This window comes from Dyella terrae (genome assembly GCF_022394535.1).
Taxonomy (GTDB): Bacteria; Pseudomonadota; Gammaproteobacteria; order Xanthomonadales; family Rhodanobacteraceae; genus Dyella.
The window spans coordinates 2,608,216-2,632,078 of sequence record NZ_CP089414.1; the positions used below are offsets into that span (position 1 = coordinate 2,608,216).

Annotated in this window: 25 protein-coding genes; 11 read left to right on the plus strand and 14 right to left on the minus strand. The window is 62.2% G+C overall.

Annotated features, from left to right (window positions below; translation table 11 throughout):
• Nucleotides 1–165 precede the first annotated feature (165 nt).
• The 4 genes from DYST_RS11265 (at nt 166) to DYST_RS11280 (ending at nt 5,953) form a co-directional block, all read left to right on the plus strand.
• Nucleotides 166–2,880, plus strand: coding sequence for a hybrid sensor histidine kinase/response regulator (locus tag DYST_RS11265; protein ID WP_239951926.1), 2,715 nt, complete (start codon nt 166–168; stop codon nt 2,878–2,880).
• Between the two features lie 188 nt (nt 2,881–3,068).
• Complete coding sequence (locus DYST_RS11270; protein ID WP_239951927.1) at nt 3,069–3,458, plus strand: LysM peptidoglycan-binding domain-containing protein; 390 nt, start codon at nt 3,069–3,071, stop codon at nt 3,456–3,458.
• Entirely contained in the window at nt 3,391–4,701 is a 1,311-nt protein-coding gene (locus DYST_RS11275) for a FecR family protein (protein WP_239951928.1), read from the plus strand. The genes DYST_RS11270 and DYST_RS11275 overlap by 68 nt, the downstream gene beginning before the upstream one ends.
• A 28-nt stretch (nt 4,702–4,729) precedes the next feature.
• Nucleotides 4,730–5,953, plus strand: a complete 1,224-nt coding sequence (locus DYST_RS11280; protein WP_239951929.1) for a CHASE2 domain-containing protein — start codon at nt 4,730–4,732, stop codon at nt 5,951–5,953.
• Between the two features lie 53 nt (nt 5,954–6,006).
• Here DYST_RS11280 and DYST_RS11285 read toward each other — a convergent pair whose 3' ends face one another.
• From DYST_RS11285 to DYST_RS11305, 5 genes are all read right to left on the minus strand, one after another.
• Nucleotides 6,007–6,588, minus strand: a complete 582-nt coding sequence (locus DYST_RS11285; RefSeq protein WP_102301906.1) for an OmpA family protein — start codon at nt 6,586–6,588, stop codon at nt 6,007–6,009.
• A gap of 249 nt (nt 6,589–6,837) precedes the next feature.
• Nucleotides 6,838–7,035, minus strand: coding sequence for a hypothetical protein (locus tag DYST_RS11290; RefSeq protein WP_102302150.1), 198 nt, complete (start codon nt 7,033–7,035; stop codon nt 6,838–6,840).
• Nucleotides 7,036–7,178: 143 nt separating this feature from the next.
• On the minus strand, nt 7,179–8,852 hold the full coding sequence (locus DYST_RS11295; RefSeq protein WP_239951930.1) for a methyl-accepting chemotaxis protein: 1,674 nt from the start codon (nt 8,850–8,852) through the stop codon (nt 7,179–7,181).
• Between the two features lie 169 nt (nt 8,853–9,021).
• Nucleotides 9,022–9,378 (minus strand): GFA family protein, encoded by a 357-nt coding sequence (locus tag DYST_RS11300; RefSeq protein ID WP_239951931.1) that lies wholly within the window; start codon nt 9,376–9,378, stop codon nt 9,022–9,024.
• A gap of 75 nt (nt 9,379–9,453) precedes the next feature.
• Nucleotides 9,454–9,981: a GNAT family N-acetyltransferase gene (locus tag DYST_RS11305; protein ID WP_239951932.1), complete on the minus strand. Its 528-nt coding sequence runs from the start codon at nt 9,979–9,981 to the stop codon at nt 9,454–9,456.
• A 126-nt stretch (nt 9,982–10,107) separates the two neighbouring features.
• Here DYST_RS11305 and DYST_RS11310 point away from each other — a divergent pair, with 126 nt between their 5' ends.
• The gene (locus DYST_RS11310; RefSeq protein WP_239951933.1) at nt 10,108–10,944 is read left to right on the plus strand and encodes an endonuclease/exonuclease/phosphatase family protein; all 837 of its coding nucleotides are present in this window, start codon (nt 10,108–10,110) and stop codon (nt 10,942–10,944) included.
• Between the two features lie 49 nt (nt 10,945–10,993).
• On the opposite strand, the gene rsgA is transcribed toward DYST_RS11310, so the two are convergent.
• From rsgA to DYST_RS11325, 3 genes are all read right to left on the minus strand, one after another.
• Nucleotides 10,994–12,052, minus strand: coding sequence for a ribosome small subunit-dependent GTPase A (gene rsgA / locus DYST_RS11315; protein WP_239951935.1), 1,059 nt, complete (start codon nt 12,050–12,052; stop codon nt 10,994–10,996).
• A gap of 379 nt (nt 12,053–12,431) precedes the next feature.
• The gene (locus DYST_RS11320; protein ID WP_239951937.1) at nt 12,432–12,848 is read right to left on the minus strand and encodes a DUF3597 domain-containing protein; all 417 of its coding nucleotides are present in this window, start codon (nt 12,846–12,848) and stop codon (nt 12,432–12,434) included.
• 81 nt (nt 12,849–12,929) lie between these two features.
• Nucleotides 12,930–13,100, minus strand: a complete 171-nt coding sequence (locus DYST_RS11325) for a hypothetical protein (protein ID WP_239951939.1) — start codon at nt 13,098–13,100, stop codon at nt 12,930–12,932.
• A gap of 638 nt (nt 13,101–13,738) precedes the next feature.
• On the opposite strand from DYST_RS11325, the gene DYST_RS11330 reads away from it, so the two are divergent.
• Nucleotides 13,739–16,588 (plus strand): TonB-dependent receptor domain-containing protein, encoded by a 2,850-nt coding sequence (locus DYST_RS11330; protein WP_239951941.1) that lies wholly within the window; start codon nt 13,739–13,741, stop codon nt 16,586–16,588.
• 482 nt (nt 16,589–17,070) lie between these two features.
• On the plus strand, nt 17,071–17,313 hold the full coding sequence (locus DYST_RS11335) for a TonB-dependent receptor (protein WP_239951943.1): 243 nt from the start codon (nt 17,071–17,073) through the stop codon (nt 17,311–17,313).
• Between the two features lie 312 nt (nt 17,314–17,625).
• Here DYST_RS11335 and DYST_RS11340 read toward each other — a convergent pair whose 3' ends face one another.
• Together DYST_RS11340 and DYST_RS11345 are read right to left on the minus strand one after the other, a co-directional pair.
• Entirely contained in the window at nt 17,626–17,979 is a 354-nt protein-coding gene (locus DYST_RS11340; RefSeq protein ID WP_239951945.1) for a hypothetical protein, read from the minus strand.
• A gap of 75 nt (nt 17,980–18,054) precedes the next feature.
• The gene (locus DYST_RS11345; protein ID WP_102301897.1) at nt 18,055–18,585 is read right to left on the minus strand and encodes a DUF6630 family protein; all 531 of its coding nucleotides are present in this window, start codon (nt 18,583–18,585) and stop codon (nt 18,055–18,057) included.
• Nucleotides 18,586–18,831: 246 nt separating this feature from the next.
• On the opposite strand from DYST_RS11345, the gene DYST_RS11350 reads away from it, so the two are divergent.
• On the plus strand, nt 18,832–19,554 hold the full coding sequence (locus tag DYST_RS11350) for a hypothetical protein (protein ID WP_239951947.1): 723 nt from the start codon (nt 18,832–18,834) through the stop codon (nt 19,552–19,554).
• A 106-nt stretch (nt 19,555–19,660) separates the two neighbouring features.
• On the opposite strand, the gene DYST_RS11355 is transcribed toward DYST_RS11350, so the two are convergent.
• Nucleotides 19,661–20,497, minus strand: coding sequence for a hypothetical protein (locus DYST_RS11355; RefSeq protein ID WP_239951949.1), 837 nt, complete (start codon nt 20,495–20,497; stop codon nt 19,661–19,663).
• A 263-nt stretch (nt 20,498–20,760) separates the two neighbouring features.
• On the opposite strand from DYST_RS11355, the gene DYST_RS11360 reads away from it, so the two are divergent.
• Both DYST_RS11360 and DYST_RS11365 read left to right on the plus strand, forming a co-directional pair.
• Nucleotides 20,761–21,366 (plus strand): hypothetical protein, encoded by a 606-nt coding sequence (locus DYST_RS11360; protein ID WP_239951951.1) that lies wholly within the window; start codon nt 20,761–20,763, stop codon nt 21,364–21,366.
• The gene (locus tag DYST_RS11365) at nt 21,363–21,671 is read left to right on the plus strand and encodes a hypothetical protein (protein ID WP_239951952.1); all 309 of its coding nucleotides are present in this window, start codon (nt 21,363–21,365) and stop codon (nt 21,669–21,671) included. Before DYST_RS11360 ends, DYST_RS11365 begins: the two co-directional genes overlap by 4 nt.
• A gap of 14 nt (nt 21,672–21,685) precedes the next feature.
• Here the strand turns inward: DYST_RS11365 and DYST_RS11370 are convergent, their stop codons facing one another.
• From DYST_RS11370 to DYST_RS11380, 3 genes are all read right to left on the minus strand, one after another.
• Nucleotides 21,686–22,201, minus strand: coding sequence for a hypothetical protein (locus DYST_RS11370; RefSeq protein ID WP_239951954.1), 516 nt, complete (start codon nt 22,199–22,201; stop codon nt 21,686–21,688).
• 8 nt (nt 22,202–22,209) lie between these two features.
• Nucleotides 22,210–22,464, minus strand: a complete 255-nt coding sequence (locus tag DYST_RS11375) for a hypothetical protein (RefSeq protein ID WP_239951956.1) — start codon at nt 22,462–22,464, stop codon at nt 22,210–22,212.
• Nucleotides 22,465–22,631: 167 nt separating this feature from the next.
• Nucleotides 22,632–23,051: a tautomerase family protein gene (locus DYST_RS11380; protein ID WP_239951958.1), complete on the minus strand. Its 420-nt coding sequence runs from the start codon at nt 23,049–23,051 to the stop codon at nt 22,632–22,634.
• A 153-nt stretch (nt 23,052–23,204) separates the two neighbouring features.
• On the opposite strand from DYST_RS11380, the gene DYST_RS11385 reads away from it, so the two are divergent.
• Nucleotides 23,205–23,783: a TetR/AcrR family transcriptional regulator gene (locus DYST_RS11385; protein ID WP_239951960.1), complete on the plus strand. Its 579-nt coding sequence runs from the start codon at nt 23,205–23,207 to the stop codon at nt 23,781–23,783.
• Nucleotides 23,784–23,863: the final 80 nt, after the last annotated feature.

Sequence of the window (23,863 nt, forward strand, 5' to 3'; positions counted from 1 at the left end):
TTGTGGCTGCCGCGCTTCAAAGGTAGCATGAACCCCCAACCATCCAGCCGCATGGACCTTTCCGCCGACCGGGCCTGCACGATGCTTACCGTCGTTCGTTCCTGCCCGGAATCAGGGCCTGCCACCACCATCGCACCGGGCTGCTTTCACGTTCGGGCTCTGGGCATGCTTGCCCTGCCCTGGTTCGGCAACGAAGCCACCGCGCTTTCTCCGGTCGCCCTGGTCATTACCCTCTTGCTGGTGGCAACTGCCGTGCTGGCCTTCGTGCTGACGTGGCTGCTGCAGGCGCAAGTGCGCCGCAACCGGCAGCTGGCGCAACGCCTCCAATCGGAGCGGGAACTTCAACAGGCCACACTCGATGCGCTGCCGTTTCCCGTGCTGCTGCATGGACTCGACGGCCAGACCGTGGCGGGCAACCGGCTGGGACGCGCACTGCCCGAACGCGACGACGATGCCGCGGCCCTGATCCGCGACGCGTCGTTCGCCGAACAAAAGGACAAGGTATTGCAGGGCGCCACGCTGCGGCAGGACATCAACGTCCCCATGGCCAATGGCGAAACGCACGCTGCGCACCTCTGGATACGCGCCTTGCGCGACGAACAGGAACAGGCGCACGGCTATGCCAGCACCTTGCTGGACGTCACCGAGTTCCGCGATGCCGAGCAAGCCGCACGCCAGACCGAGCAACGCCTCGGCGATATGGCGCGGCGCATGCCGGTGGTGGTGATGGCCATGCGTATCGACCGGCAAGACGTCGCGCATGTTTCCTTCGTCACCGGCGATGCCCGCGCGCTGTTCAGCATCGACGCGGCCGAGCTGCGCGACAGCGACGGCGTGCTGCGCATCGACGCCTTGCGAGAACGCATCCATCCAGACGATTGGCCTGCCCTGCTGCCGCTGCTGTCGCCCGCAACGCATCAGGCCGACCAACGCACGCTGGATTTCCGTGCCTTCGGACAAAGCGGCCTGCGCTGGATTCACGCCACCTTCGCCACGCGTCCGATGAGCGACGGCGACCTGGGCGTGATGGGCTATTTCATCGATACCACCGAGCAGAACCTGCGCAACGAAGCACTGCGCATTGCGCGCGATGTAGCCGAACGCGCCTCCAAGGCCAAGGCGGATTTCCTCGCCGCCATGAGCCACGAGATCCGCACGCCGATGAACGGCGTGATCGGCATGCTGGAGCTGCTTGGCCGCACACCGGTCAACGGCGAGCAGCGCGAACTGTTGCGCGCCGTGGAGGATTCCGCCGGCTCGCTGTTACAGATCCTCAACGACATCCTGGATTTCTCCAAGCTCGAAGCCGGCGACCTTAGGCTCGACGCCACACCATTCGACACCCGCCAATGGCTGGACGGCGCCGTCGGTACGATGGCCGTGGCGGCTCGCGCCAAGGGGCTCGATCTTCGTCTTTTCGTGGATGCCACGGCGGCCGGCCAGTTGCGCGGCGACAGTCAGCGGTTGCGGCAGATCGTCATCAATCTGCTCAACAACGCCATCAAGTTCACCGATCGCGGCAGCGTCGGCGCCATGCTCACCGTGCTGGGCGACAACGGCACGCAACAGCACCTCTCGCTGAGCGTGACGGATACCGGCATCGGCATTGCCCACGACAAGCAGGACACCCTGTTTAAACCGTTCGCACAGGCGGAAGCCTGGACCAGCCGACGCTACGGCGGCACCGGTCTGGGGCTCGCCATCTGCCAACAGCTAGTACAGCTGATGGACGGCAGCATTGAACTGCGCAGCGAAGAAGGTGCGGGCACCACCGTCACCGTACAGTTGCGCCTGCCTGTCGCCGGCCGCACCACCGATGCACCCGCCAGCCTGCACGGCCGGCACGCCATCGTGCGCCTGGCGTCGCCCACCCTCGCCACGTCATTGGAGCAACACCTGCGCGCCGCCGGCCTGAGCGTCGAACGCTGCGAGCCCGCCACGCCCCTGCGCGAAGGCATGGCGGCGAGCCTGCTCTTTATCGATGCCGACGACCGCGACAGCGCCGGCCAGATCCACGCCCATGTGGTGGTCGTATCCAACGAGTCACCCGCGCCGGATCGAGAGGCCATATGGCTCAACGCCCAGCCGCTGACCTGGCGATCGGTGATCGCCACGAGCTTGCGCGCGCTGGAACTGGAAGCACCTGATCACTGGCGCGACCCACTGGCCACCCGCAGTACACCTGCCCTGCGCGGTCGCGTGCTGGTGGTCGAAGACCACGCGGTCAGCCAACGCTTGATCGCCCGCCAGCTGGCCTTGCTGGGCCTGGCCAGCGAGGTCGTGGACAACGGCCATGACGCGCTTGAGATGCTGGCCGACGGCGACTATGCCCTGCTGCTGACCGACTGCAACATGCCCCACATGAGCGGCTACGAGCTTGCCCGCGCGTGGCGCGAGCGCGAGGCGGCAGCGGGTAGTACTCAACGCCTGCCCATCCTTGCCATGACGGCCAATGCCATGAGTAGCGAAACGGCACGGGCGAAAGAGGCGGGCATGGACGACGTGCTCAGCAAGCCGCTGCAGTTGGCCACGCTCGGGCGCAAGCTCGGCGAGTGGCTAGGCGAGCTAGCCACGCCCACCGCCGAGCCTCCGCCACCGGAAGAGCTGCAGGCCTTGCTCGCCCAGGAAACCCGACGCGACCTGGACGACCTCCGGCAGCATGCCGCCCGCGAGGATCTACCAGCCGCCCGCCAATCCCTGCACCGCCTGATGGGCATCCTGCCCTTAGTGGGCGACGAAGCGCTGATCCACGAAGGTGAGCGCCTCCACGAGGCACTGCACGGCCCCGCAGCGGCGGACGCCCTGTCCGGCACCGCCGGATTCGTCGAGCGGCTGGCCCAGCGGCTGGCAAACCCGGATCGCCCCGGGGCCATTTCGTGACGAAGTTGGCAATTTGGTGACCTGTCCGCGACAATAGTCGGGCCGCAAGTCACTGCGTCGCCACGGGAAAATGGATTCCGGCTGGCCGCGCGCGCAGGAGTGACCGTGGCGCAGGGGTGCTAAAGGAGTATCGACGCTTTATGTCACACCGGACCTTCGGGCCTGGCCAGCCTTGGCGCTGGCTATGTATGACTGTGCTGTTCGCTGTCACTGCCTACGTACCTCACGCCTTAGCCGCACCCGCACCCGCCGACTGGAATTACCGCGTACGGCCGGGCGACAACCTGTGGGATCTCGCCGCCCGCTACCTCAAGCCGGACGTACCCTGGCAGAAACTGCAGGACTACAACCAGGTCGGCGACCCGCTGCACCTGCCGCCCGGCTCCACCATGCACTTTCCCGTCGGCTGGCTACGTCAGGGCCCGGCACCGGCCACCGTGGTGGCCGTACTCGGCAGCGCTACCGCGAAGCCCCCCCGGCAACGCGCCGGCGATCCCGGTAACAGCGGGTATGTCGGTGGGTTACGGCACCGAGCTGGACACCGCAGCCGACACCAGCCTCACGCTGCAGTTGGCTGATAGCTCGCGCGTGCTGCTGCAGGCCGATAGCGCGCTCGTGCTGGACCGCCTGAGCGCCTATGGCCGCACCGGCATGGTCGACACGCGCATGCGCCTCAAGCGCGGCCGCCTCAACAGCGACGTGACCCCGCTCAGCGGCAGCGCGGCATGCTTCACCGTCTCCACGCCCAACACCATTTCCAGCGTGCGCGGCACCCACTTCCGCGTGGCCGCCGACGAGGACAGCGGCGACGCTCGCACCGAAGTCGTTTCCGGCCATGTGGACGTAGGCAACAACGCTCGCCACGTGATGGTGGACGGTGGCCGCGGCGTCTCGACCGAAGCGGCCGGCAAGCCCGGCGAACCTCAACCCTTGCTCGCCGCGCCCTCGGTGGATTGCCCGGCGCAACCCATCGGCCAGTCCCCGGCTCAGATCCAGTGGAAGCCGCTGGACCGTGCGGAGCGTTATCGCGTGCAGGTAGCCCTTACCGATCGTTTTGAAGCACTGGTGCTCGATACCGTCGTCGATGGCACACACGCCACATTGCCCAGCCTGCCTGATGGTGCGCACGCCTTCCGCGTACGCGGCATCGACAGTGCGCGAATGGAAGGGCTGGACGCCACCTGCATCTTCACCATTGCCGCGCATCCCCAGCCCCCGCTCATCATCGACCCGCAACCGGGTGCGAAGGTACGCGCCACGCGTCCCGAATTCCGCTGGACGGAAAGCATCGAGGCCGAAAGCTACGCATGGCAGCTTTCCGCCGATGACAGCTTCAGCCAGTTGCTCGGAGACAACAACAACGTGCGCGGCGATCACGTCCGCGCGCCGCAAGCGCTGCCCTACGGCCACTACGTGTGGCGCATCGCCAGCCGCGACAAGGACGGCAAGCTCGGCCCCTATACCAGCGCGATGCCGTTCGATCTCGTGCCCGAGCCACCCGCGCCTGCCCCGGGTGAACCCAAGCACGAGCATGGCGACTTCGTGCTGAGCTGGCCGGGCGGCGCAGCGGGGCAGCACTACCACATCCAACTCGCGCGCAAGCCCGACTTCTCCGATGTACAAGTGGACCAGACGCTAGATGTGCCCGAACTGAGCCTGCGCAAGCTGCCCCACGGCAAGTGGTACGCGCGCGTGCAGACTGTCGACACCGACGGCTACGCAGGCCCGTGGGGTGCCATCCAACGCACCCGTGTACCCTGCACCGCATGCCGCTGGGTAGCCGCCGGCGGTGGCGTGGTATTGCTGTGGCTCGTGCTCTGATGCATCCGTCGCGGAGGTTCTGGCGCCCGTGATCATCGCCGCGTTGCCTCTGCTCAAGCGCGCGCTCGCGTGGGTGGCGGGTTTCGCCGTGGCTGTCCTGCTGATCGCCAGCAGCGCCATGCAACCGCTGGACAACGCGCTGTATGACGCGCACATGCGTCATTGGTCTTACGCCACCAGCGACCAGGTCGTTATCGTCGCCATCGATCCGAAAAGCCTGGCCGCGCTGGGCAACTGGCCGTTGCCGCGCTCCGTGCACGCGCAACTCATCCGGCGGCTCACCGCCGCTGGCGTGCGCGGCGTGGGCATGGATGTGACGATGGCGGAAGCCGACGTCAATCACCCCGACAATGACCACACCTACGCCCAAGCCATCCACGACAACGGCCACGTAGTGATGCCGGTGTTCGCCGAAGCAGCCGAACTCGGCGGCGTGCTGGAAGAAGTGTTACCTGTACCGGAGATCGCACGAAACGCCGCCGCCTTCGGCCACGTCGATGCCTCCAAAGACCCTGACGGCGTCACCCGTGGCGTCTATCTCAAGGCAGGTCTCGGTCAACCGCAGTGGTCGGCCCTCGCGCTTGCGCTGTACGACATCGGCCGGCCTTCGCCGCTGCATCCTCTGCCTGGACTGCACCAACCCAAAGGTACGGCGAACTCGCCCTATGAGTGGATTCGCGACGATTACGTACTGGTCCGCTTCGCCAACAGCGCGGGTGCGTTCAACCAAGTCTCCTATGTCGACGTACTGCAGGGGCGCGTACCCGATGCCCTGCTCAAGGGACGCTGGGTGCTGATCGGCGCCACCGCGGCAGGACTCGGCGACCAGCTCGCCACCTCGGCGTCACGCCCCAACAACCCCATGCCCGGCGTGGAATATCAGGCAAACATTCTGGAGTCGCTAAGCGATGGACGCCTGATCACGCCGCTCAACCTCACTGCGCAGCTGCTGCTTGGCTCATTCGCGCTCGCGCTGCCGCTGGCCATTTACGGACTGCCGGGCATGCGCCGCACGCGCGTACTCGCCGCGCTGAGCCTGAGCATGATTGTGCTCATGAGCCTGCTACTGCTGCGCGCAGCCGGCGTGTGGTGGCCACCGACCGGTTGGATGGTCATTGTTGCGGCCGGCCTCACACTCCACGCGGCTATCCGGCACCTCGAGGCGCGACGCGAACTCAAGCAGGCACGGCTGACCGATGTGACCTGGTGGCAACCGCCTGCCACGGACATCAAGAATTCGGGACGCGCATGACACGAAGGCCGCCCTCGGGCGGCCTTCGACATGGATGCGTTGAACGATCGTGCTCAGGTGCTCCCAGCGAAGTCAGTCACCAGCGACACCCGACGATTGGGCATCCCCTGGTCACCGCTTGCGCCCTTCACCACCTGGCGATTCTTGACCTTGCCGTAACTCACGGCGCGCACCTGGTCAGCATTGAGACCACCGGTCTGCACCAAGTAATCGCGCACCGCCTGTGCACGCTTGAGCGCCAGCTGTTGGTTGTATCCCGCTGAGCCGGAAGGATCAGCAAAGCCTTCCGCCGTAATCACCGCGCTGGTGTGGTGCTCACGCATCACCTTGGCGAAATCGTCCAGTCGTTGCTTGTCCTCGTCGCGCAGCGAGGTCTGATTGGTGTCGAAGTGCGCGATGGTGTCGACGCTGATGCGGCCCTGCATGGCCGTGATCTGCGTGTCGTACTGCGCGAACTTCTGGTGCATCTCCTGCGTGATCGCATCGATCTCCTGCTGTTGCTTTTGATCGTTGCTACGCAACTCGGCGATGGTGGCATCGAAATCGCTTTTCTTGACGTAGCCGGTGCAGCCGCAAAGCGCGACCACGAAAAGACCGGCGACGCTACGACCGATGCGAGAGCTGGTACTTGCCATGCGGTTTCTCCTCTCGTTAGCGGTGCACAAGCACAGACCGTCAGGGGGCGGCTTATGCATGCGCTGAGGGAGTATGCACGGCAGGCGCCAGAGCGGCGCCCATACGTTCAATCGTCGATTTGGACGTCCAATCGCGAAACAAGGACACACGAAGACGGCAGCCCGTTCATGACGGTCCGCACGAAGTTGCACCATGCGCCAAAAAGCCAAAACACCGCATGAACATGGACGTCAGCGATGAGCACGCGCTCAGGGGCGGCCAGCCACCTTACGAAAGCGTCGCTCCTGCACCATCCACATGGCAACGCCGTATCCCGCGCCCGCCAGGGCCCACAGGAACACCGATTGGGGAGCAGCAAGACGTGGATGGGGAAGCACAAAGGTCATGATCAGGAACATGGGCACGCCGTAGCACAGCAGCCCATAGAGCAGCACATAGCGGAGCATCCCCTGCCCCCGGATCCTGGCCCAACGGTCGAATTCCCTTTGCTTCATAACGGCCCCTCGATGCCTCGCCCTGAACGCGGTAAGACACATGGAACGCGCGAGCGCTCCATGCGTTGATCCAACCGCAAAAATTTATTCAGGGACTAGAACTCCGTCCACACGTCGCCGGCGACTGCCATGGCGGGCTCCGCGCGCTGGCGAGCCGGCGCCACCGGGGATGCCGTCGGCGCCGCAATCGCTGGCGCCCCACGAACGACGCGAGCCGCTGCTGGTTCGCGCGGAGCCTCACCCTGCAGGGTGAAGTAGGCCACTTCGTTCACAAGCACTCGCGATAGGTCCAGCGTGTTGCGGCTGGCGGCACTGGCCTCTTCCACCAGCGCGGCGTTCTGCTGCGTCACCTCATCCAGCGTCACTACCGCATTGTTCACCTGCCCGATGCCCGCGGATTGCTCCTCGGACGCCGCTGCGATCACCTCGATGATGGTGCTCACTTCGCGCACATCACCCGCGATGTCGTTGAGGGCGTTGCCGGTACGCTGCACCAGTTCCGCGCCTTCGGACACCTTTTCAGTGGTGTCCTGAATCAGTGCCTTGATGTTCTTCGCTGCCGCGCCGCTGCGCTGAGCGAGATTGCGCACCTCCGTCGCCACCACCGCGAAGCCTCGGCCCTGTTCGCCCGCGCGCGCCGCTTCTACGGCCGCATTGAGTGCTAGCAGGTTGGTCTGGAAGGCAATCTCGTCGATCAGGACGACGATCTCGCCGACTTCTTTGCTCGCCTGAGTAATGGCCTGCATGGCGCCAACGGCCGAGCCGGCGATATCCCGACCCTCCTCCGCACGCTTGCGCATACGCAACGCCATCTCGCGCGCCTGCCCAGCACCCTCGGCATTCTGTTTGACCGTGCTCGACAGTTCTTCCATCGACGCAGCGGTTTCTTCCAACGAACTGGCCTGCTCTTGCGTGCGCTGCGACAGGTCATCGTTACCCTGGGACAGGTCGCGCGCCGCCGACGTTACCTGCTCGGCCACGTCGCGCACCTGCGTCACGATGCCAGCAAGCTGGCGATCCATTTCGTCAAGCGAACGGAGCGTGTCGGTCAGTTCGTCGTTGCCGGTAACCAGCGTGGCATTGTTGAGCTTGCCCTGCTGAATCGCATTCGCAAGCGAACGCGCCCGATCGAGCGGACGGGTCACCGCGCGGATCAATACCATCGCCGCGCCGATAAGTACCGCAATGGCGATCACCAGCACGCCAAGCGCCACCTGCCAGGTGCGATGGAAACTCGCCTCTGCATTCTGTGCCGATTGCGCGGCCTGCTTTTCATTGATGGCCATGAGCTTGTCGATAGCATCCGTAGCTTTGCCCATGGCATCGGCCACCTTGCCGATATGCAACTGGCGCCCCTCTTCGGCCTTGCCCGCGTCCAGCAGTTCCGCCTCATGGCTTACATCCGCTCCGGATGCCTTGATGAGATCGTCAAATTGTTTGGCCACTGCGCGCTCGTCGTCAGCAGACACCATGTCGGGGTAATAGCGCTTCCATGCCGCCATCAGGCTGTCGTGGCCTGCCTTGATTCGCGCCGCCGCATCGTGGTGCGAGGGGTCGATGATGGCGCGATTGAGGGCAAGGCGATCTTCGATGATGGATGCCCGTGCCTGGCTGATCGCCGCCATCGCCTGCACGTTGTTCCGATACATGTCGTCGACCAGCGCATACGTGCTGCGCACGCCGTACAGACCAACCAAACCGATGACCACGGCGAGCAACAGGGCAAGGCCCATGGTCGCGATGATCCTCAAACGAATTGTGAGACGCATGGTGCTGATTTCCCGACAGAAAGGCGGCTACTCGCCTTGAGTGGGTATCGGCGCGGGGTAGGCTTCCTTGACAGGTAATTTCTTGCGGTCAGCGTGACCCGGTTGGCAATCTTTCAGGCCAAACAAAAAAAACACTCAACATCCATGAAGAACACGACGGACAGCGCTGTCAGTCCATGTGTTCGATGCCATCGGGCAGGGTCACCCACGGATGCATGCATTCCTCGAACACGGAGATGCCCGGCGCAGGAAAGTCCGAGCGGGAGAAAGCTCCCACCGGCACACCAATGACACCCTCCACCGAATCCAACCGGTAGTAGACCGTGGCGCCGCATATCGGGCAAAAGTGGAACGTCGCGGAACCACCCGTATCGCCACGTCGCACATACGCGGTGGACTGGCCACGAATGACAACCGCCCCCTCGCGAAACCGCGCCTGCACGCCGAACACGCTGCCGGTGCGACGCTGACACGCATTGCAGTGGCAGATGGACACGCGCAGCGGTTCCTCCGTGGTACGGAGCATGAGCTGTCGGCAACTGCAGGTAGCAACGCGCTGGGGCATGGACGTGAGTCTCTGGCGAAGTGAGTGGCGACGCGATCAGGCGTGATGCAATTCGAGTTGAAAGCCGAAGACCGGCAACATCGCCTGTGCGAAATCCAGCTCGTGTACGCGCTGGAAACCCATGCGTTCGTACATGTCCCATGCAACGCGCATCGCCTCGGTGGTATGCAATACCACTCGACGATGCCCACTCTCGCGGGCAAGCTGGATACAGGCATCCATCAATTGCCTGCCAATACCCTGACCGCGCGCGGAGGGATGGACGGCTAACAGCCGTATACCCGATGCATCGGCCATGGCGAGCGGCAACGCGGCGCCATACTGGGCGATGTCGTCAAAGTAGACCACGCCTCCCAACACCTTCCCTTCGTCATCTACTGCCACTAACACCCGTGCCTTCGGCTTCTGAGTGAAGGTGCCGATGTTCGCCAGCATCTCGTAGTAACGCGGCTGCTCATCCGGCGAGGGAAACCCCGGCAGGCTTCGATAGACGTCCACCATCAACTGACCGAGGGCGCCGAACTCATACGGATGAAGGTCGCGTATGGCCACTGACAAAGACATGTGGATTTCCGAACGTTGGGACGCGCGCACTATACGCGCACAGCCGTTCCGGCAGTGGCTGCCGTATAGACCCGTTCAAATCCAACGCGTGCTACGGTCTGCCCACCGACATCATGGAGCCCGACCGTGTCTCGTCCTTGGCGTATCACCCTGCTGTCCGTTGTACTGGCCCTGGCCAGCCTGCCGCTCGCTGCACAGTCGCTGCGCGTGATGAGCTTCAACGTACGTGTTCCCGTGGAGTCCGATGGACCCAACCGCTGGGAGGCACGACGCGACATCATGGTGCGCACCATCCGCGAACAACAGCCCGACGTGATGGGCACGCAAGAGCTGCATCAGGAACAGGGGGACTACATCGTGGGCAAGTTGCCCTCCTATACCTGGTTCGGCATTGACCGGCGCGGCGGCCACAGTGACGAACACATGGGCGTGTTCTATCGGAAAGACCGATTGACCCTGAAAGACTCCGGCAATTTCTGGTTGTCGGATACACCCAACGTACCCGGCAGCATCACCTGGGGACACCCCTTGCCTCGCATGGTGACCTGGGCACTGTTCGAAGACAAAGCCACGCATCGCAGCTTCTACTACTACAACACGCACCTTCCCTATCAGGAGAAAGACGAACCCGCGCGCGTCAAAGGTGCCAAGGAGATCCTCGGCCGTATCGCGCAGCTACCGGCGAACGCGCCCGTTATCCTCACCGGCGACTTCAACACCGAGCCCAGCAGTCCGACCTATGCGCTGCTCGCCAAGGATCTTGTCGACACGCGCGCTACCGCACCGAAGGTGGAAGGGCCGGAGAAGACCTTCCATGACTTCACCGGCAATCCCTCGGTACGCATTGACTTCATCTTCGAACGCGGGTTCACGCCAACACGCTTCGCCACGGTGACGACCCAGCAAGATGGCCGCTATCCATCCGACCACTTCCCCGTGATGACGGAGCTCGACTGGAAGTAAAGGGTTTTCGCGCCCCGTAGAGCACTATCCAAACGTCAGGGGCGGTGAATCACCGCCCCTGCCTCTCTCGCTTGGCGCGCATCACTTGCTTCGCCATGGCACCAAACTGACGCCCCTGCTCCCGCTGCTCACGCAGTGTCGCCTGTGCGTGCGCAACCTCGCGTTGCAGCTTGCGATAGTTCGACAGACGTCGAGCTTCCAAGACACCATCAGCGATCGCCGCCTCCACCGCGCAACCCGCATCACCTTCGTGCTGGCAATCACGAAAGCGGCACTGCTTTGCGAGTGCCACGATGTCTTCGAACACCGTAGCCAGCTCCGTTTCCCCCGATGCCAAGCGAAGCTCGCGCATGCCGGGCGTGTCGATCACCCAGGCACCCGAGGGCGTCGGGAACATCTCGCGTGCGGTCGTGGTATGGCGACCACGCGCATCGTCCTCACGAATGCCGGACGTCTGCTGCCACGCCTCGCCCATCACGCTGTTGGTGAGCGTCGACTTGCCCACGCCGGATGACCCCACGAACGCCACCGTCTTGCCGGGCGCCAACCACGGCGCCAGTTGCGATACAGAGACTGCGTCCATCGCGTTGAGTGCAATCACCGGTACGCCGGGCATCAACTGCTCTGCCGTGTTCACGTAGTCGGCCACGCCGTCGGCCATGTCCGCCTTCGTGAGCACAATCACCGGTGTCACGCCCGCATCGAGCGCCAGCGTGAGGTAGCGTTCCAGGCGTGACGGATTGAAATCGTCATTGCATGACGACACCACGAACAACACGTCGAGATTGGCCGCAATGGACTGCCGCTGATGGTCGCCACCCGCGGCGAGGCGCACGAGCACCGTTCGGCGATCGAGCAGGGACAACACGCGATCGGCCTCGTGCTCCACCAGCACCCAGTCGCCCACGGCCACGCCCGTATCAGCCTCGGCCAGATCGCGTGGCAACGCCACGGGTGCCTGCCCACGCGAGGACATCACGATCAACCCGCTGCGATGCGCCGCCATCACGCGCGCGGGGTAGCCGGCCTCGAAATCGGCCAACGTCAAATACTGCGCATACTCCGGCTGCCAGCCGAGCTGGTGCAGCGAAAAAGTCTGAGAAGGCATGAAAACACCCTAAAAACGAGAAATGCGACGGCCACACGAATCGGGGCCGAGCGAATCGCCGGGGTGCGAAGCGGGAGTGTTGAAGCGCGCCAGCAGAACGCTGGCGGGACAATCAGAAGCGCGACGACCCGGCGGAGGCTGCAACTACAAGAATCATGGTTCTATTCCTCCTCATGGCTGGGTTGACGGGATGCGCAGAGTATCCACGCGTCGCACGGCTTGCAAGTGCAGGTTTTCGTTAGTCGTTACGTAATAGTGCCTATACGCTTCCGCGAGGCGACACCAGGGATGCACAACAGCCATTCGCGAATTCGCTGCGCCTAAAGAAAAAGGCCGGCATAAACGCCGGCCTTTTGCATCCACTTGTACCACCTGACAATTAGCTGGTGAGGCTGGCAGGCAACGTTCCACCATTGGCCGCAAGTGCCTTCAGTACTTCCTTATGAAGCCAGATATTCATACTGGCCGAGTCGTTCGTATCGCCCGTGTACCCGAGTTCGCCGGCAAGCTGCTTGCGGTGGTCCAGACTGCTATCCATGCCCAGTGCTTTCATCATATCGACGATAGACACACGCCAGTCCAGTTTCTGCCCGCTTTCGCTGACGAAGCTATCCATGACGGCGGCCACGTCTACGCCCGACAGCGGCGTGACCGACGGCGCCGCCGTGGCGGGACTGACGACCTCAGGCGCCACCGGTGCTGCGGGTGCGCTCGTCACGGCCGTCGATGCATCCGTGGAGGTGACAGCATTGGCCTTGCCGAAAAGTTTGCTGACAATGGTTCCGAAAATACTCATGGGTATCGCTCTCCGTAGGTGATGTAACGATCTACGCGCGGGCGTAAGACGACGGGCCAAGCCCTGTTGATGTTCGCGGAGCTAGGCCAGCATAACGGGCAACGCCGCGCCGCCAAGCGTCTTGATGAGTGCAGAGTGCCGGGCGTAGAAAAGGCCGACCTGATCGACAACACCCGGGCTAGCGCGCTCAGCCTGCCCTGCAATCTGCTCCACGTCCGTGACGTTGAGATGACTCGCCTGCTCTGTGGTCACCTGATTCGCGCCAGAAGGCATAAGCCGACCGAGCAAGCTGCCGGCCCCTCGTCATTCTGGATGCTCCTTTCAAACGAAAAGTCCTCATATGCCGTATTAGATATTTCTTGCAGAAGTGCGAAGAGCATCGCCAATGACCGCCAAAGTAGACGCTCGATTCAAGCAAAGTTGAGGCTTATACATGAAGGCATTTTTCACATATCAGATACCAAACGATGCTGATCATCCGCTCAAAAGAGAGAACTTTCAGTCAACATATGCCGGACATTCGTACGGGAACGCCCTCTAGCGGCCGTCTCCTTCCGAACAGTTCGCGTCCGATTCGCAAGCATTAATGCGAAGGCATTGGCTGAAGTTATCAATTCTCCAGACGACTCTCTTGCCAAATAGTGATTTCGCTTTTCCTTCCACACTTTTTAGAAGTAATCCCAGGCCAATTGTTCGATTGACCTACACGGCATGTAGTCCTTTGCCTAAGCAGCCGATGAAACCGTCGATTTGCATGAAACGTCTCCATCGCCAATAACAAAAGCGCGGCCAGCAATTGCGACGGCTGCGCAGGCGCACGGCTTGTGCGCGAACACCAACGCGCCATCCACGAAGGCGTCGACTGGTGAAGATATTGGTGGGGAGACCACATGCGGAAGGAAACGATCACGGTGGCCGTGCTGGCCGCGCTTGCCCTTGGTGGCGCGCACGCAGGCATGGCCATGGCAGCGGAAGGTACACAGGAAGCATCCACCACACCCAACCCAACGGAGACGACGGACGCATCCAATAAGGCCAAACGGCTCGATGTAGTCACCGTCACCGGCTCACTGATCCCCCAATCCCAAGTGGAAACGGCGACCCCGGTGACCACCATCACCGCGGACCAATTGAAGGCACGGGGCTTTACCACCGTGGCCCAGGCCCTCCAGCAGTCATCGTTCGCCACAGGCGGCGTGCAGGGCAACTCCAGCTCGGCCAGCTTTACCCAGGGTGCCGAGACGATGAGCATGTTCGGCCTCGATCCTGGTTACGTGAAGTACTTGATCGACGGTCGCCCCATGGGTGACTTCCCTGCGCTGTACAACGGCAGCAGCGCCTTCAACAACCTCACCAGTATTCCGGCGGCTATGGTGGATCACATCGACATCCTGCCAGGTGGCCAGTCGTCGTTGTACGGCTCTGACGCCATTGCTGGCGTGGTCAACATCGTGCTGAAGAAGAAAGTCGATGCGCCCGTAGTGGACGTTCGCTACGGCTGGTACGGCGATGGCGGCGGCGCCGATCGCCGCATCTACCTCGCCGATAGCTTTGGCATCGGCAAGTTCAACATCACTGTGGGCGCGCAGTACGAAAACACGAGTCCCATCTGGGCCTACGACCGCGACCTGACCAAACAGTACTTCAACGACGGCACCAGTCCGGCCACCGCCTCGCGTGACTTCCTGGTCAACAGTACAACCAAGGTGCGCAACAGCTACGTCGACCCAAACCGGCTGGCACCGGGCGCCTGCAACAGCACCACAGGCCTCTTTGGCGGCGCCGAGGGCTACCAGTACCGTAATAACAGCGGTGGCTACTGCGGCTCGTTCGATTCACCCGGCTACCGCACGCTGAAGAACGACAAGCAGATCACCAATCTGTACACGCATGCCACGTTCGACGCCTCCGACAGCCTGCAGCTCTACGGCGACCTGCTCTACAACTACGATCAGGAGAAATACGCCACGGGCACCAGCTATACGTGGTGGGGCACGTCGGCAGATTTTGGCGCTTTCTACGATCCGAACCTCAAGGACTTCGTCAACCTGCAACGCGGGTTTGCTCCGGAAGAAGTCGGCGGCTACAGCTCTATCATGAACAAGAGTGTCGAGAACTCCTACATGCTCACGCTGGGCGGCAAAGGCGTCATCGGACAATCCAACTGGGACTACGACGTCAACTTCACCCACTCGGACGACCATTTGATCGAGCGCCGATTCGCGCGATGGACCGACGCCATCGATGGCTACTTCGAAGACCACGTCCTTGGGCCGCAACTGGGCACGCGCAACGGCTACCCCATCTACAACCCCAACTACGCCGCGTTCTACCAGCCGGTTCCGGTGTCTGACTTCCGCAGCTTCACCGGCTATACCGACACCCGCTCCAAAACGTGGGACAACATGCTGCGCGGGCAGGTCACCAATGCCTCGGCGTTCACGCTGGGTGGCGGCGACGCCGGTGTGGCTCTGGCGCTCGAAGGCGGCAACCAGGGCTGGGATTACTCGCCAGATACGCAACTGATGGATGGCGGTGTCTGGGGAACCACCGCCGTGCAGGGCGCCGGACACCGTTCCCGTTATGCCGGCACGGCTGAGCTCAACATGCCGCTGCTCAAGGAACTGGTGATGGATGTGTCCGCCCGTTACGACAACTACAAGGTGAACGGCCAGAACATCAACCACCCCACCTACAACGTAGGCCTTGAGTATCGACCGCTGGAATCGTTGTTGTTCCGCGGAAAGTACGGCACTGCGTTCAAAGCGCCGACGCTGCCCGATGAGTTCCAGGGCCCGAGCGGCTACTACAATTCGGTCACCGACTATTACAACTGCGCCCAGGCGGGATACACCGGCGCCAATATCGGCAACTGCCCCAACAAGTACTACAACGCGCAGTTCTTCGGACAGAACTCCGGCAATACCGCACTCAAGCCAATCACCGCGACCGTGTGGAACTATGGCTTCGTGTGGTCGCCGATCACCCACATGTCCTGGAGTGTCGACTACTACCACTTCAATATCGCGAACGAGGTGGATCAGCAAAGTGCCGACCTTCTTTCGCAGCAGGAGTACCTCTGCCGCAGCGGCGGCGCGGACATCAACTCACCCAGTTGCCAGCAGGCGTTGTCACAGATCGTTCGACTGCCGCAGACCAGTTCACAGTATCTAGGCGACATCGATACGATCTACACGCCCAAGATGAATGTCTCGCGGGAAAAGCTCAATGCATTGGTATCCAACTTCCAATACTTATGGAAGCTTGGCGCCTACGGATCGCTGGCCTTCAATGCGTCCTACAGCGACATCCTCAAGCACGAACGACAGTCGTATCCCGGCGACCCGTTCATCGACCTGCTGCGGAACCCGTACTACAGCACCGACTTCAAGACCAAGGCCAACGCCTCGGCAACCTGGAACATCGGCAAGTGGAGCAGCACGCTCTACGTCAACCGCTACGGCAGCACGCCCAACTACCTTGCATCGGTACTCAACAACTACACCGCCGCGGGCACCGGGAAACTGGCGCCATGGTTCCTTTACAACGCCAGCGTGAGCTACTCCCCGATAGACAACCTGGCTCTCTCGTTCGTGGTGAACAACCTGTTCGACAACGCTCCGCCCAAGGACGACAGTTACCCCGGCACCTCGGGCTCGCCCTACAACGGACAGAACTACAACGTGTACGGTCGCTCGTTCTACCTGGAGGCCACGTACAAGTTCGGAAAGGCGAGGTAACGTCTCGACGCTCCAGAAAAGGCCTCGCTCTGGCGAGGCCTTTTCTTTGGTCACTACCGCACCTGAGGCGCTTGCGTCGAGCTATGCGTTCTCTTTAGCGAGTAGCCCGGATAAGCACAGCGCTATCCGGGAAACCACACTTCACCGCGCAGCGCTATTTAGCGCTTTCGCGGGATTGCCCCGGATTGCGCTTTGCTCCATTCGGGCTACTTGCTTGGCCGCCGCTTCATGCGATTCGGCCCTGACGATAGCCAGCGAGTAGCCCGGATAAGCGCAGCGCTATCCGGGAGACCACACTTCACCGCGCGGCACTATCAGGCTTTCGCGGGATTGCCCCGGATTGCGCTTTGCTTCATCCGGGCTACGGTGTTGGCGCGCCACACGACCAAGGGAGTAGCCCGGATAAGCGCAGCGCTATCCGGGAAACCACACTTCACCGCGCGGCACTATCAGGCTTTCGCGGGATTGCCCCGGATTGCGCTTTGCTCCATTCGGGCTACTTGCTGCGGCTGGCGCCATGGTTCCTTTACAACGCCAGCGTGAGCTACTCACCGATAGACAACCTGGCTCTCTCGTTCGTGGAGAACAACCTGTTCGACAACACTCCGCCCAAGGACGACAGCTACCCTGGCACCTCGGGCTCGCCCTACAACGGACAGAACTACAACGTGTACGGCCTCTCGTTCTATCTGGAGGCCACGTACAAGTTCGGAAAGGCGAGGTAACGTCTCGACGCTCCAGAAAAGGCCTCGCTCTCGCGAGGCCTTTTCTTTGGTCACTACCGCACCTGAGGCGCTTGCGTCGAGCTATGCGTTCTCTTTAGCGAGTAGCCCGGATAAGCGCAGCGCTATCCGGGAAACCACACTTCACCGTGCAACGCTATTTAGGCTTTCGCGGGATTGCCCCGGATTGCGCTTTGCTCCATTCGGGCTACTTGCTACCGCACCTGAGGCGCTTGCGTCGAGCTATGCGTTCTCTTTAGATGGCTGTTGCTGAGCGTCGGCTGGCACCAGCGGGTCGCTTCGCCCAACGCGGCCTTATCGGGGAATGGCCAGGCATTCCATGACTTCGATCGAATCACCCGGAAAAATCATAAAGTGCGGATGGCCTTCGAACAGCTTGGCCGCCGCTTCGTGCGATTCGGCCCTGACGATAGTAAAAGCCGTCAGTTCGTTCCTGGACGGCTCGATGCCGCGCGAGGACACGCGCAATGTCTTGCCCAGCGGCGTACCGATCTCGACGATGTCATTCTGGTGGCTGGATACCCAATGGTCCCAAGCCTGTATGCCGGCTCGTTCCCGCTCCTTGCGGTCCGCCTCGTTCAAGGCGTTCCATCCGGACGCCTTGTAGCTCGCCTCGTTACCGATGAATACCGCCAGGTAATTCTTCATGGTTCACTCCGACATGCCGTGGGTGGAAAGAGGGTAACGCGAACCGCATCATCCGCCGGCAACGCCGGGCCATGCTCAGCCCATTTCGTTTCCGCGATGCAGGTGAACGCCCAACTCCGTCGCGAGTTCGCGCATCGGCTCAACGTTACGTGACAGTGTTATCCAGCCGGCAACGCTGTCGTCATCCGTGTCGAGCACCCACAGCGTGTAACCATGCGGTGCAAGCTGGTCATATGCAGTGCCGAGCAATCCGGAGGTATCGGCGTCCGCGTGGAATTCATCCTCGTCGGTGTCGCCACCCCAGTCGATCGACAGGTTCCAGCGGGACGCCAGCTCGTCAATGGCCTGCACCAGCGCCCGCGTGTCCTCAGCCCCCACGTTGAATGCGGACCGCCAATCGGCCACCTGCCCTACCACCTGGGCCACGTCGACGTCTTCATCAGGCGTATCACCCACGACCTCGCGGTAGGCGGTGAACTGCTGGAACGCCGAATCGTCGTCGCCGGGGTTGATCATCAGGAAAAGTTGCCAGACATAGGCATCGAGCGAATCGTCGTCATCGTCGAACGCATGCTCGTGGTCGAAGTCGTCGCTGGAGAAACTCATGGCTCGGCACCTGGGAACGGAACGGTATGGCCTGCCTGGGGCAGGTCTGCGCCATTGTCGGCCCCAATGCCGGCGAGCGAAAGAGCGGGCAAGATGTGAAGGCTCGCCCCACCCGCCTTTTGCATCGCCGCGGAAGGAAGCGCTACCCTGCGCTCACCTCGGCAGGACGCTGACTATCCCCATGAATCTGACTGATTTTCTGCTCTCCTTCCGCGACCTCGTACCTGAACCCGCAGCGGGCCGGCCGTGAAGCGCTTTAGACAAACGATACCGCTCGCCCTACTGCTTGGCCTGTTCCCGCTGAGCAGTCGTGCCGACGTAGGCAGCCTGGGCGGCTTGGCCGTGGCGGCATTCGAGATCGTGACCGTCTTCTGGTTGTGCCTGACCGTCGTCGTGTTTCTACTGCTGCGCAAGCGCCTGTCGTTGCTGAAACGGATCGGCGCAGCGCTGCTGTTTCTGGTCTCGCCGGTGTTGATGCTGGCGTGGGCGCTGTTCAAGAGCTACATGTTCGACGATTACACCAGCGAGGAGACCGTGACCGCTCAGAAGCCCGTGCTGGCTGCCGGCGCGACGTTCCCTGTGGGAAGCATCGCCCATTACGAAGTGAAGGGCAGCCGCATCTCTTTGCACAAGCAGCGCACCTTGCTGGACGTGCATAGCGACCAACCCGTGTCACTGGGCAAATTGCGCATCAACTCGATCAAGCTGGATGAGTACTCCACGGAACTACAGGTAGCCCTGAGCGGCGACCAGTTGCTGGATGGCTGGCCCTGCGCCGGCGGCGACTACACCATCGTAGACCCCGAGCCCACCGGCGTTGAACTCCGCTCATGCTGGTTGTCTGCTGCGCGGGAATGGCAAGGCCAGACGGTGGCGGCTGGCACCTATGTCACGCGCAACGGCGAGAGCAACGAGTGGTTGTTCGCCGTCATGCCAAAGCCCAGCGATGCACCGGCAGATAATCCGTAACGCGGCGCATCCGTTAGATCCAGACGCCCCGAACCCAACATCCGACTGGAACGCTGGGGCCTGGATTCGACTCTACCCGGTGTGGAGCGTGATCCACACCGACAGGTCATTTCACCAGATCAACCATGCTCTGCGCCTCATGCACCAACGAGGCGTACGCGGCCACGCTCGGTAGACGCTGCGCATAGCACTGCAGGAAAGCGCCGTTCGCCTTCTCGTGCAGGTCGCCGAATTGATCGAACTTGGCTTTGTCCGCCAGCTTGGACGCGTGGTAAGCCGACAGCGCTGCGTCGGCTTTCTTGTTTGCCTCGCGATAGGCCGCAGCGCATTCGGGGATATCAGGTGCCGTCCACGACTTACGCAGCAGCACCACGCGCTCGCCGTTTACCACGGCAACCAGGATGCCGTCGGGCGGCGACGGCGCGGGATCGTCCTGCGCGGAGGTGAACAGGATGGCGCGTGCCACCCCTGACGTCCCCTGCGCAACAGGCAGCTCGGCGTACTTGTAGTAATGCGCGTCATCGGAGAACGCCTCGGTATAGAACGTTTCCGAGGTAAACACGCCGGCAAGGCCATCAACGCCAGTCGACGTCGATGGCTTCGGGATATCGGATGAGTGATCGAGCCAATCCCGCAGCAGCGGTAACGTGGTGATCAGCGCGAACGATTTCTCATCCGACGAGCCGACCGCCATGCCGTCCAGTTTCCCGTAGCCTTCCTCGTCGGTGAGGGTATCGACGTAGTACGAACCCTTCGGCGGAAAGCCCCGCAACCGTATTGGCCCCACGATGCCCTGCATCATGCCCTGCAACGTCTGCAACGATGCCTGTATGCGCTCATCCGTCTTCGGATCTTCCAGGTTAGCCACCTTGAACGTTGCAACGGCCTTGTCGCGCGCGGCGACGTAGGCCGTCGTGGCGGCATCTGCCGCATGGGAAGTCATGGATACCAGCACGCACGCTAGTGCGAATCCGGATGCAATCCTGAGCATAGATAACCCTTGTGATGTCGCCCCAAGTGACGACGCATGATGAAGCCGTTTCAGTGTATGGCAGATGTCTCGGCATCCGTGACCGCTACTGCCGCACACCGTTGGAGATTCGCTTTACGATAGGCCAACCAATGAATGGACCCCGGAGCCACGTCGATTTTCCGATGTCGCATCACACACCTGCCGGGCGCCCTACGCATAAGGAGGCAATATTCATGGAAGAGCTCGACATTGGCGACGTGAAGTTCCACATCAGCCGTCCGCCTCGCGTGGATTTCCCTACCTATCGGCGCTTGCAGCGCCTGATGTTAAGCCCGGCACTGGGCACTCGTCGTGGTTTCTTTCGAGGTTTCACTCCCGCATTCCTTATTGCAGCTTTGGTGAGTTTCGTGGGCATTAGCCTGGTGCAACGCCCTGACTACGCCTTCCTTGTCGTCAACGACGGCGCACTCATGATCGATGCGCCACGGCTCTGGCTGTATGCCGTCGGCATCTTCTTGCTGGGTGCGGCGGCGGTTTACGGGTCCGTGCTGTCGCGGTCGCGCCGCATGCTTCGCTATATCTATGAGCAGCGGTTCACACCGATTCTCGATGCGTGGTTCGGCGAACAAGGGCTGCGCATTCGTTGGGGCGAGACCTTGTTCGTTTCACCGTGGTCGGTGGTGGACAGCGTGCACGAGGAGAAGGGCGTCACCTATCTGATCGCTAGCAGCGGCGTGAGCTTGGCCTTCACAGCACAGGCCTTTTCGTCAGCGACGGAGTACGAAGCCTGGGTTGCGTTTGTCCGCCAACGCCAACGCAACCCGCACTCAGCTCCATGAAACAGGCCCTCCGGTTGACGCTCACTGGCTTGGCCTGCGGAGTGATCGGCTGGCCCTGCTGGCTGGCCGCAATCGGGTTCCTTGAAAGCCTTCCCGCCAACGCCAGACCCGACCCCGTGAGCGCCATTGTCACTGGCGCCGCACTGCTGCTTCCGGGGCTGATCTTTCTCGCGTGGCGATTCGACAAGCATGGTGCCAAAGGGCTCGGCTGGGCCGTTCTTGGCGTGTGCCTCGGAACCGTACTGCCCGTCGCGCTGTTTGTCGGACTGCTGATGCTCGTTGGCCCCATGGCACCTCGCGGTTAGCTATCCGCGCGGCCCTAGCACGCGACACCACCTTCGACGCGTAAGGTCTGTGTCGCGCCCTTGTAGGTGATCGTCAGGGTTCCGCTAAGCGACGTGCTATCGGTGTTCTCGTTGGTTACTCCAGACTCCACGGACTCGACCACGCGCAGCGTGTGCGCGGCGTCTTCGAACACGCTCGTCACGCCGTGTTCCCGGCTATCCGAGTGCGACAAGGTCACGCGGACCAGCGCTCCATCGATACGGATAAAGCCCACGCCTTCGGTCTCGCTGCTGCTCTCGCGGAACGTCTCGCCGGACGCCGGCGCAGCGCCGGTCACCGTCAAGCCGGTGGTGCAGCCCTGCAGTTCGCCATCGCCGTCATTCTCGGCCAGAAAACCCACGGTAAAGGCAGACGTGGGCGGCGCCGGCTTCGGCGCGGCGCTTGCGGCTACCGCGGGTGACGCCGGTGCATGCGCTGCATCTGGCGTGGCGGCGTGATCGCTGCATGCGGCAATGGCACCAGCTGCGGCGCACAGAAGCATCAGTGGCACTAGGTTTTTCATTGCGCCGGCATCTTGCCGAAAACGGTAGCCACGGTGATCAGCAGGCTAAGCACGCCAAGCAGCATGCACAATGGGCCGAAGAAGTACTTGGTGAGTTTCATTGCACGCTCTTTCCCCAACAGGGAGATCCAGATGCGCGCCCGTCCGTGGCTAAGCCCCCACTCCGCGACCTTCTCCTTGGTCGACAGCAGAAAACCAAGAGCGAAGAAGGCGATGCCCACCAGCAGCATCACGATGTTCTGAGTAGCCATAACTTGAAGTCCCTTTCCTTGCTTGCGACAGAATGCGATGACGGTGGACGCCCAACCGCCTTACGTAGTTTAGAGACGCCCTCTCCGTCCCGCACGCACCCGGCCCGCCATTTCGTGCGGGCCGGGTGGTATTCCGCCGAGTCTTTCAGACTTTTCCTACATTCCGGTCAAGCAGCGGCCTGGATGGCGGCGCCCAGCTCGGCATTGGTATAGGCCTTGCCCCCGATCCCCCACGCACCGTCGACGGCGTACGTCACATTGACGAAGGTCCGTTCTCGCGGATGCGTGTCGGCTTTCAACTGGTCGATGATGTCGGTGACCTCGCCGATAAAGGCCTGCTTCACCTCGGCATTGGGGAAGGTCACGGTGGGCACCGTCACCTCGATCACGGCAAGCGAGTGGAACCCGCCGCCCACATAGCTTTCCGACTGCTGGCTCACCATTAAATGCCCAATCACGTTGGGCGCCATAAAGGCATTGTCGGTAAGACCGTGAACGCGAAGCAGCGCCTCCGCAACACGCGGCAACACCTCACGCTCGCCCTGGGCGGTAAGCAGGCCCTTGGTAACCTGAATTGAGATAGGCATAGCAACAACTCCTTGGATTCTTGGGATGGATCGAATCAGAGCTCTTGATTCATGCGCCACGGTCGCCATATAACGGTCGTGACGCGGCGATCTTTTCATAACGATCGTTATGTCGTCAATCACCAAATAGTGATCGCTACGTGGAGGCGTGCTATGGCCCATAGGCCCGGTAAGAAGGAAGAAAGCAGGGCGAAGATCCTCAAGAGCGCGGGCCGGGGGTTTCGCAGCCGCGGTTTCGGCGGCTCCGGCGTGGACGGCCTGGCGAAGGACGCCGCCGTCACCTCCGGTGCGTTCTATGCCCACTTCAAATCCAAGGCGGACGCATTCCGTGAAGCCGTGGTCGAGGGACTCGCCGAGCTGAAGGACGGCGTGGAACAGATGCGCGCCCAGTGCGGCGCGCGCTGGCATAAGGAGTTCGTGGACTTCTACCTCGGCGACCGCCGCACCTGCGATCTTGGCGATAGCTGCGCCCTGCAAAGCCTTTCCGGCGAAGTCGCGCGCGCAGATGACGAAACACGCGAGGCTTTCGAGGTTGAACTACGCGGCATCATCGACGCCGTCGCGGGTGGGCTGGAGGGAACATCTAAAGCCAAACGCGAGGAGGCCATCAGCCTGCTCGCCCTGCTCGTGGGGAGCGTCACGCTTGCGCGTGCGGTCAAGGATCCCGCTGTGAGCAACGAGATCGCGGCAGCGGTGCGAAAGAGTGCGCTTGCGCTGCATGCGGCCCCATAACCATGGCAAGGCTCAACGTCCTCCTTACCGATTCCGTGCCAAGCGCCACTGAAAAAAAATTCCGCAGCGATCCCTTGCTC

Bases quoted from the DNA above. Each gene is read 5' to 3' on its own strand.
- DYST_RS11265 (WP_239951926.1), top strand. From the start codon at position 166: ATGCTTGCCCTGCCCTGGTTCGGCAACGAAGCCACCGCGCTTTCTCCG.
- DYST_RS11270 (WP_239951927.1), top strand. From the start codon at position 3,069: ATGACTGTGCTGTTCGCTGTCACTGCCTACGTACCTCACGCCTTAGCC.
- DYST_RS11275 (WP_239951928.1), top strand. From the start codon at position 3,391: ATGTCGGTGGGTTACGGCACCGAGCTGGACACCGCAGCCGACACCAGC.
- DYST_RS11285 (WP_102301906.1), bottom strand. From the start codon at position 6,588: ATGGCAAGTACCAGCTCTCGCATCGGTCGTAGCGTCGCCGGTCTTTTC.
- DYST_RS11290 (WP_102302150.1), bottom strand. From the start codon at position 7,035: ATGCTCCGCTATGTGCTGCTCTATGGGCTGCTGTGCTACGGCGTGCCC.
- DYST_RS11295 (WP_239951930.1), bottom strand. From the start codon at position 8,852: ATGCGTCTCACAATTCGTTTGAGGATCATCGCGACCATGGGCCTTGCC.
- DYST_RS11300 (WP_239951931.1), bottom strand. From the start codon at position 9,378: ATGCTCCGTACCACGGAGGAACCGCTGCGCGTGTCCATCTGCCACTGC.
- DYST_RS11305 (WP_239951932.1), bottom strand. From the start codon at position 9,981: ATGTCTTTGTCAGTGGCCATACGCGACCTTCATCCGTATGAGTTCGGC.
- rsgA (WP_239951935.1), bottom strand. From the start codon at position 12,052: ATGCCTTCTCAGACTTTTTCGCTGCACCAGCTCGGCTGGCAGCCGGAG.
- DYST_RS11320 (WP_239951937.1), bottom strand. From the start codon at position 12,848: ATGAGTATTTTCGGAACCATTGTCAGCAAACTTTTCGGCAAGGCCAAT.
- DYST_RS11330 (WP_239951941.1), top strand. From the start codon at position 13,739: ATGCGGAAGGAAACGATCACGGTGGCCGTGCTGGCCGCGCTTGCCCTT.
- DYST_RS11340 (WP_239951945.1), bottom strand. From the start codon at position 17,979: ATGAAGAATTACCTGGCGGTATTCATCGGTAACGAGGCGAGCTACAAG.
- DYST_RS11345 (WP_102301897.1), bottom strand. From the start codon at position 18,585: ATGAGTTTCTCCAGCGACGACTTCGACCACGAGCATGCGTTCGACGAT.
- DYST_RS11355 (WP_239951949.1), bottom strand. From the start codon at position 20,497: ATGACTTCCCATGCGGCAGATGCCGCCACGACGGCCTACGTCGCCGCG.
- DYST_RS11360 (WP_239951951.1), top strand. From the start codon at position 20,761: ATGGAAGAGCTCGACATTGGCGACGTGAAGTTCCACATCAGCCGTCCG.
- DYST_RS11365 (WP_239951952.1), top strand. From the start codon at position 21,363: ATGAAACAGGCCCTCCGGTTGACGCTCACTGGCTTGGCCTGCGGAGTG.
- DYST_RS11375 (WP_239951956.1), bottom strand. From the start codon at position 22,464: ATGGCTACTCAGAACATCGTGATGCTGCTGGTGGGCATCGCCTTCTTC.
- DYST_RS11380 (WP_239951958.1), bottom strand. From the start codon at position 23,051: ATGCCTATCTCAATTCAGGTTACCAAGGGCCTGCTTACCGCCCAGGGC.
- DYST_RS11385 (WP_239951960.1), top strand. From the start codon at position 23,205: ATGGCCCATAGGCCCGGTAAGAAGGAAGAAAGCAGGGCGAAGATCCTC.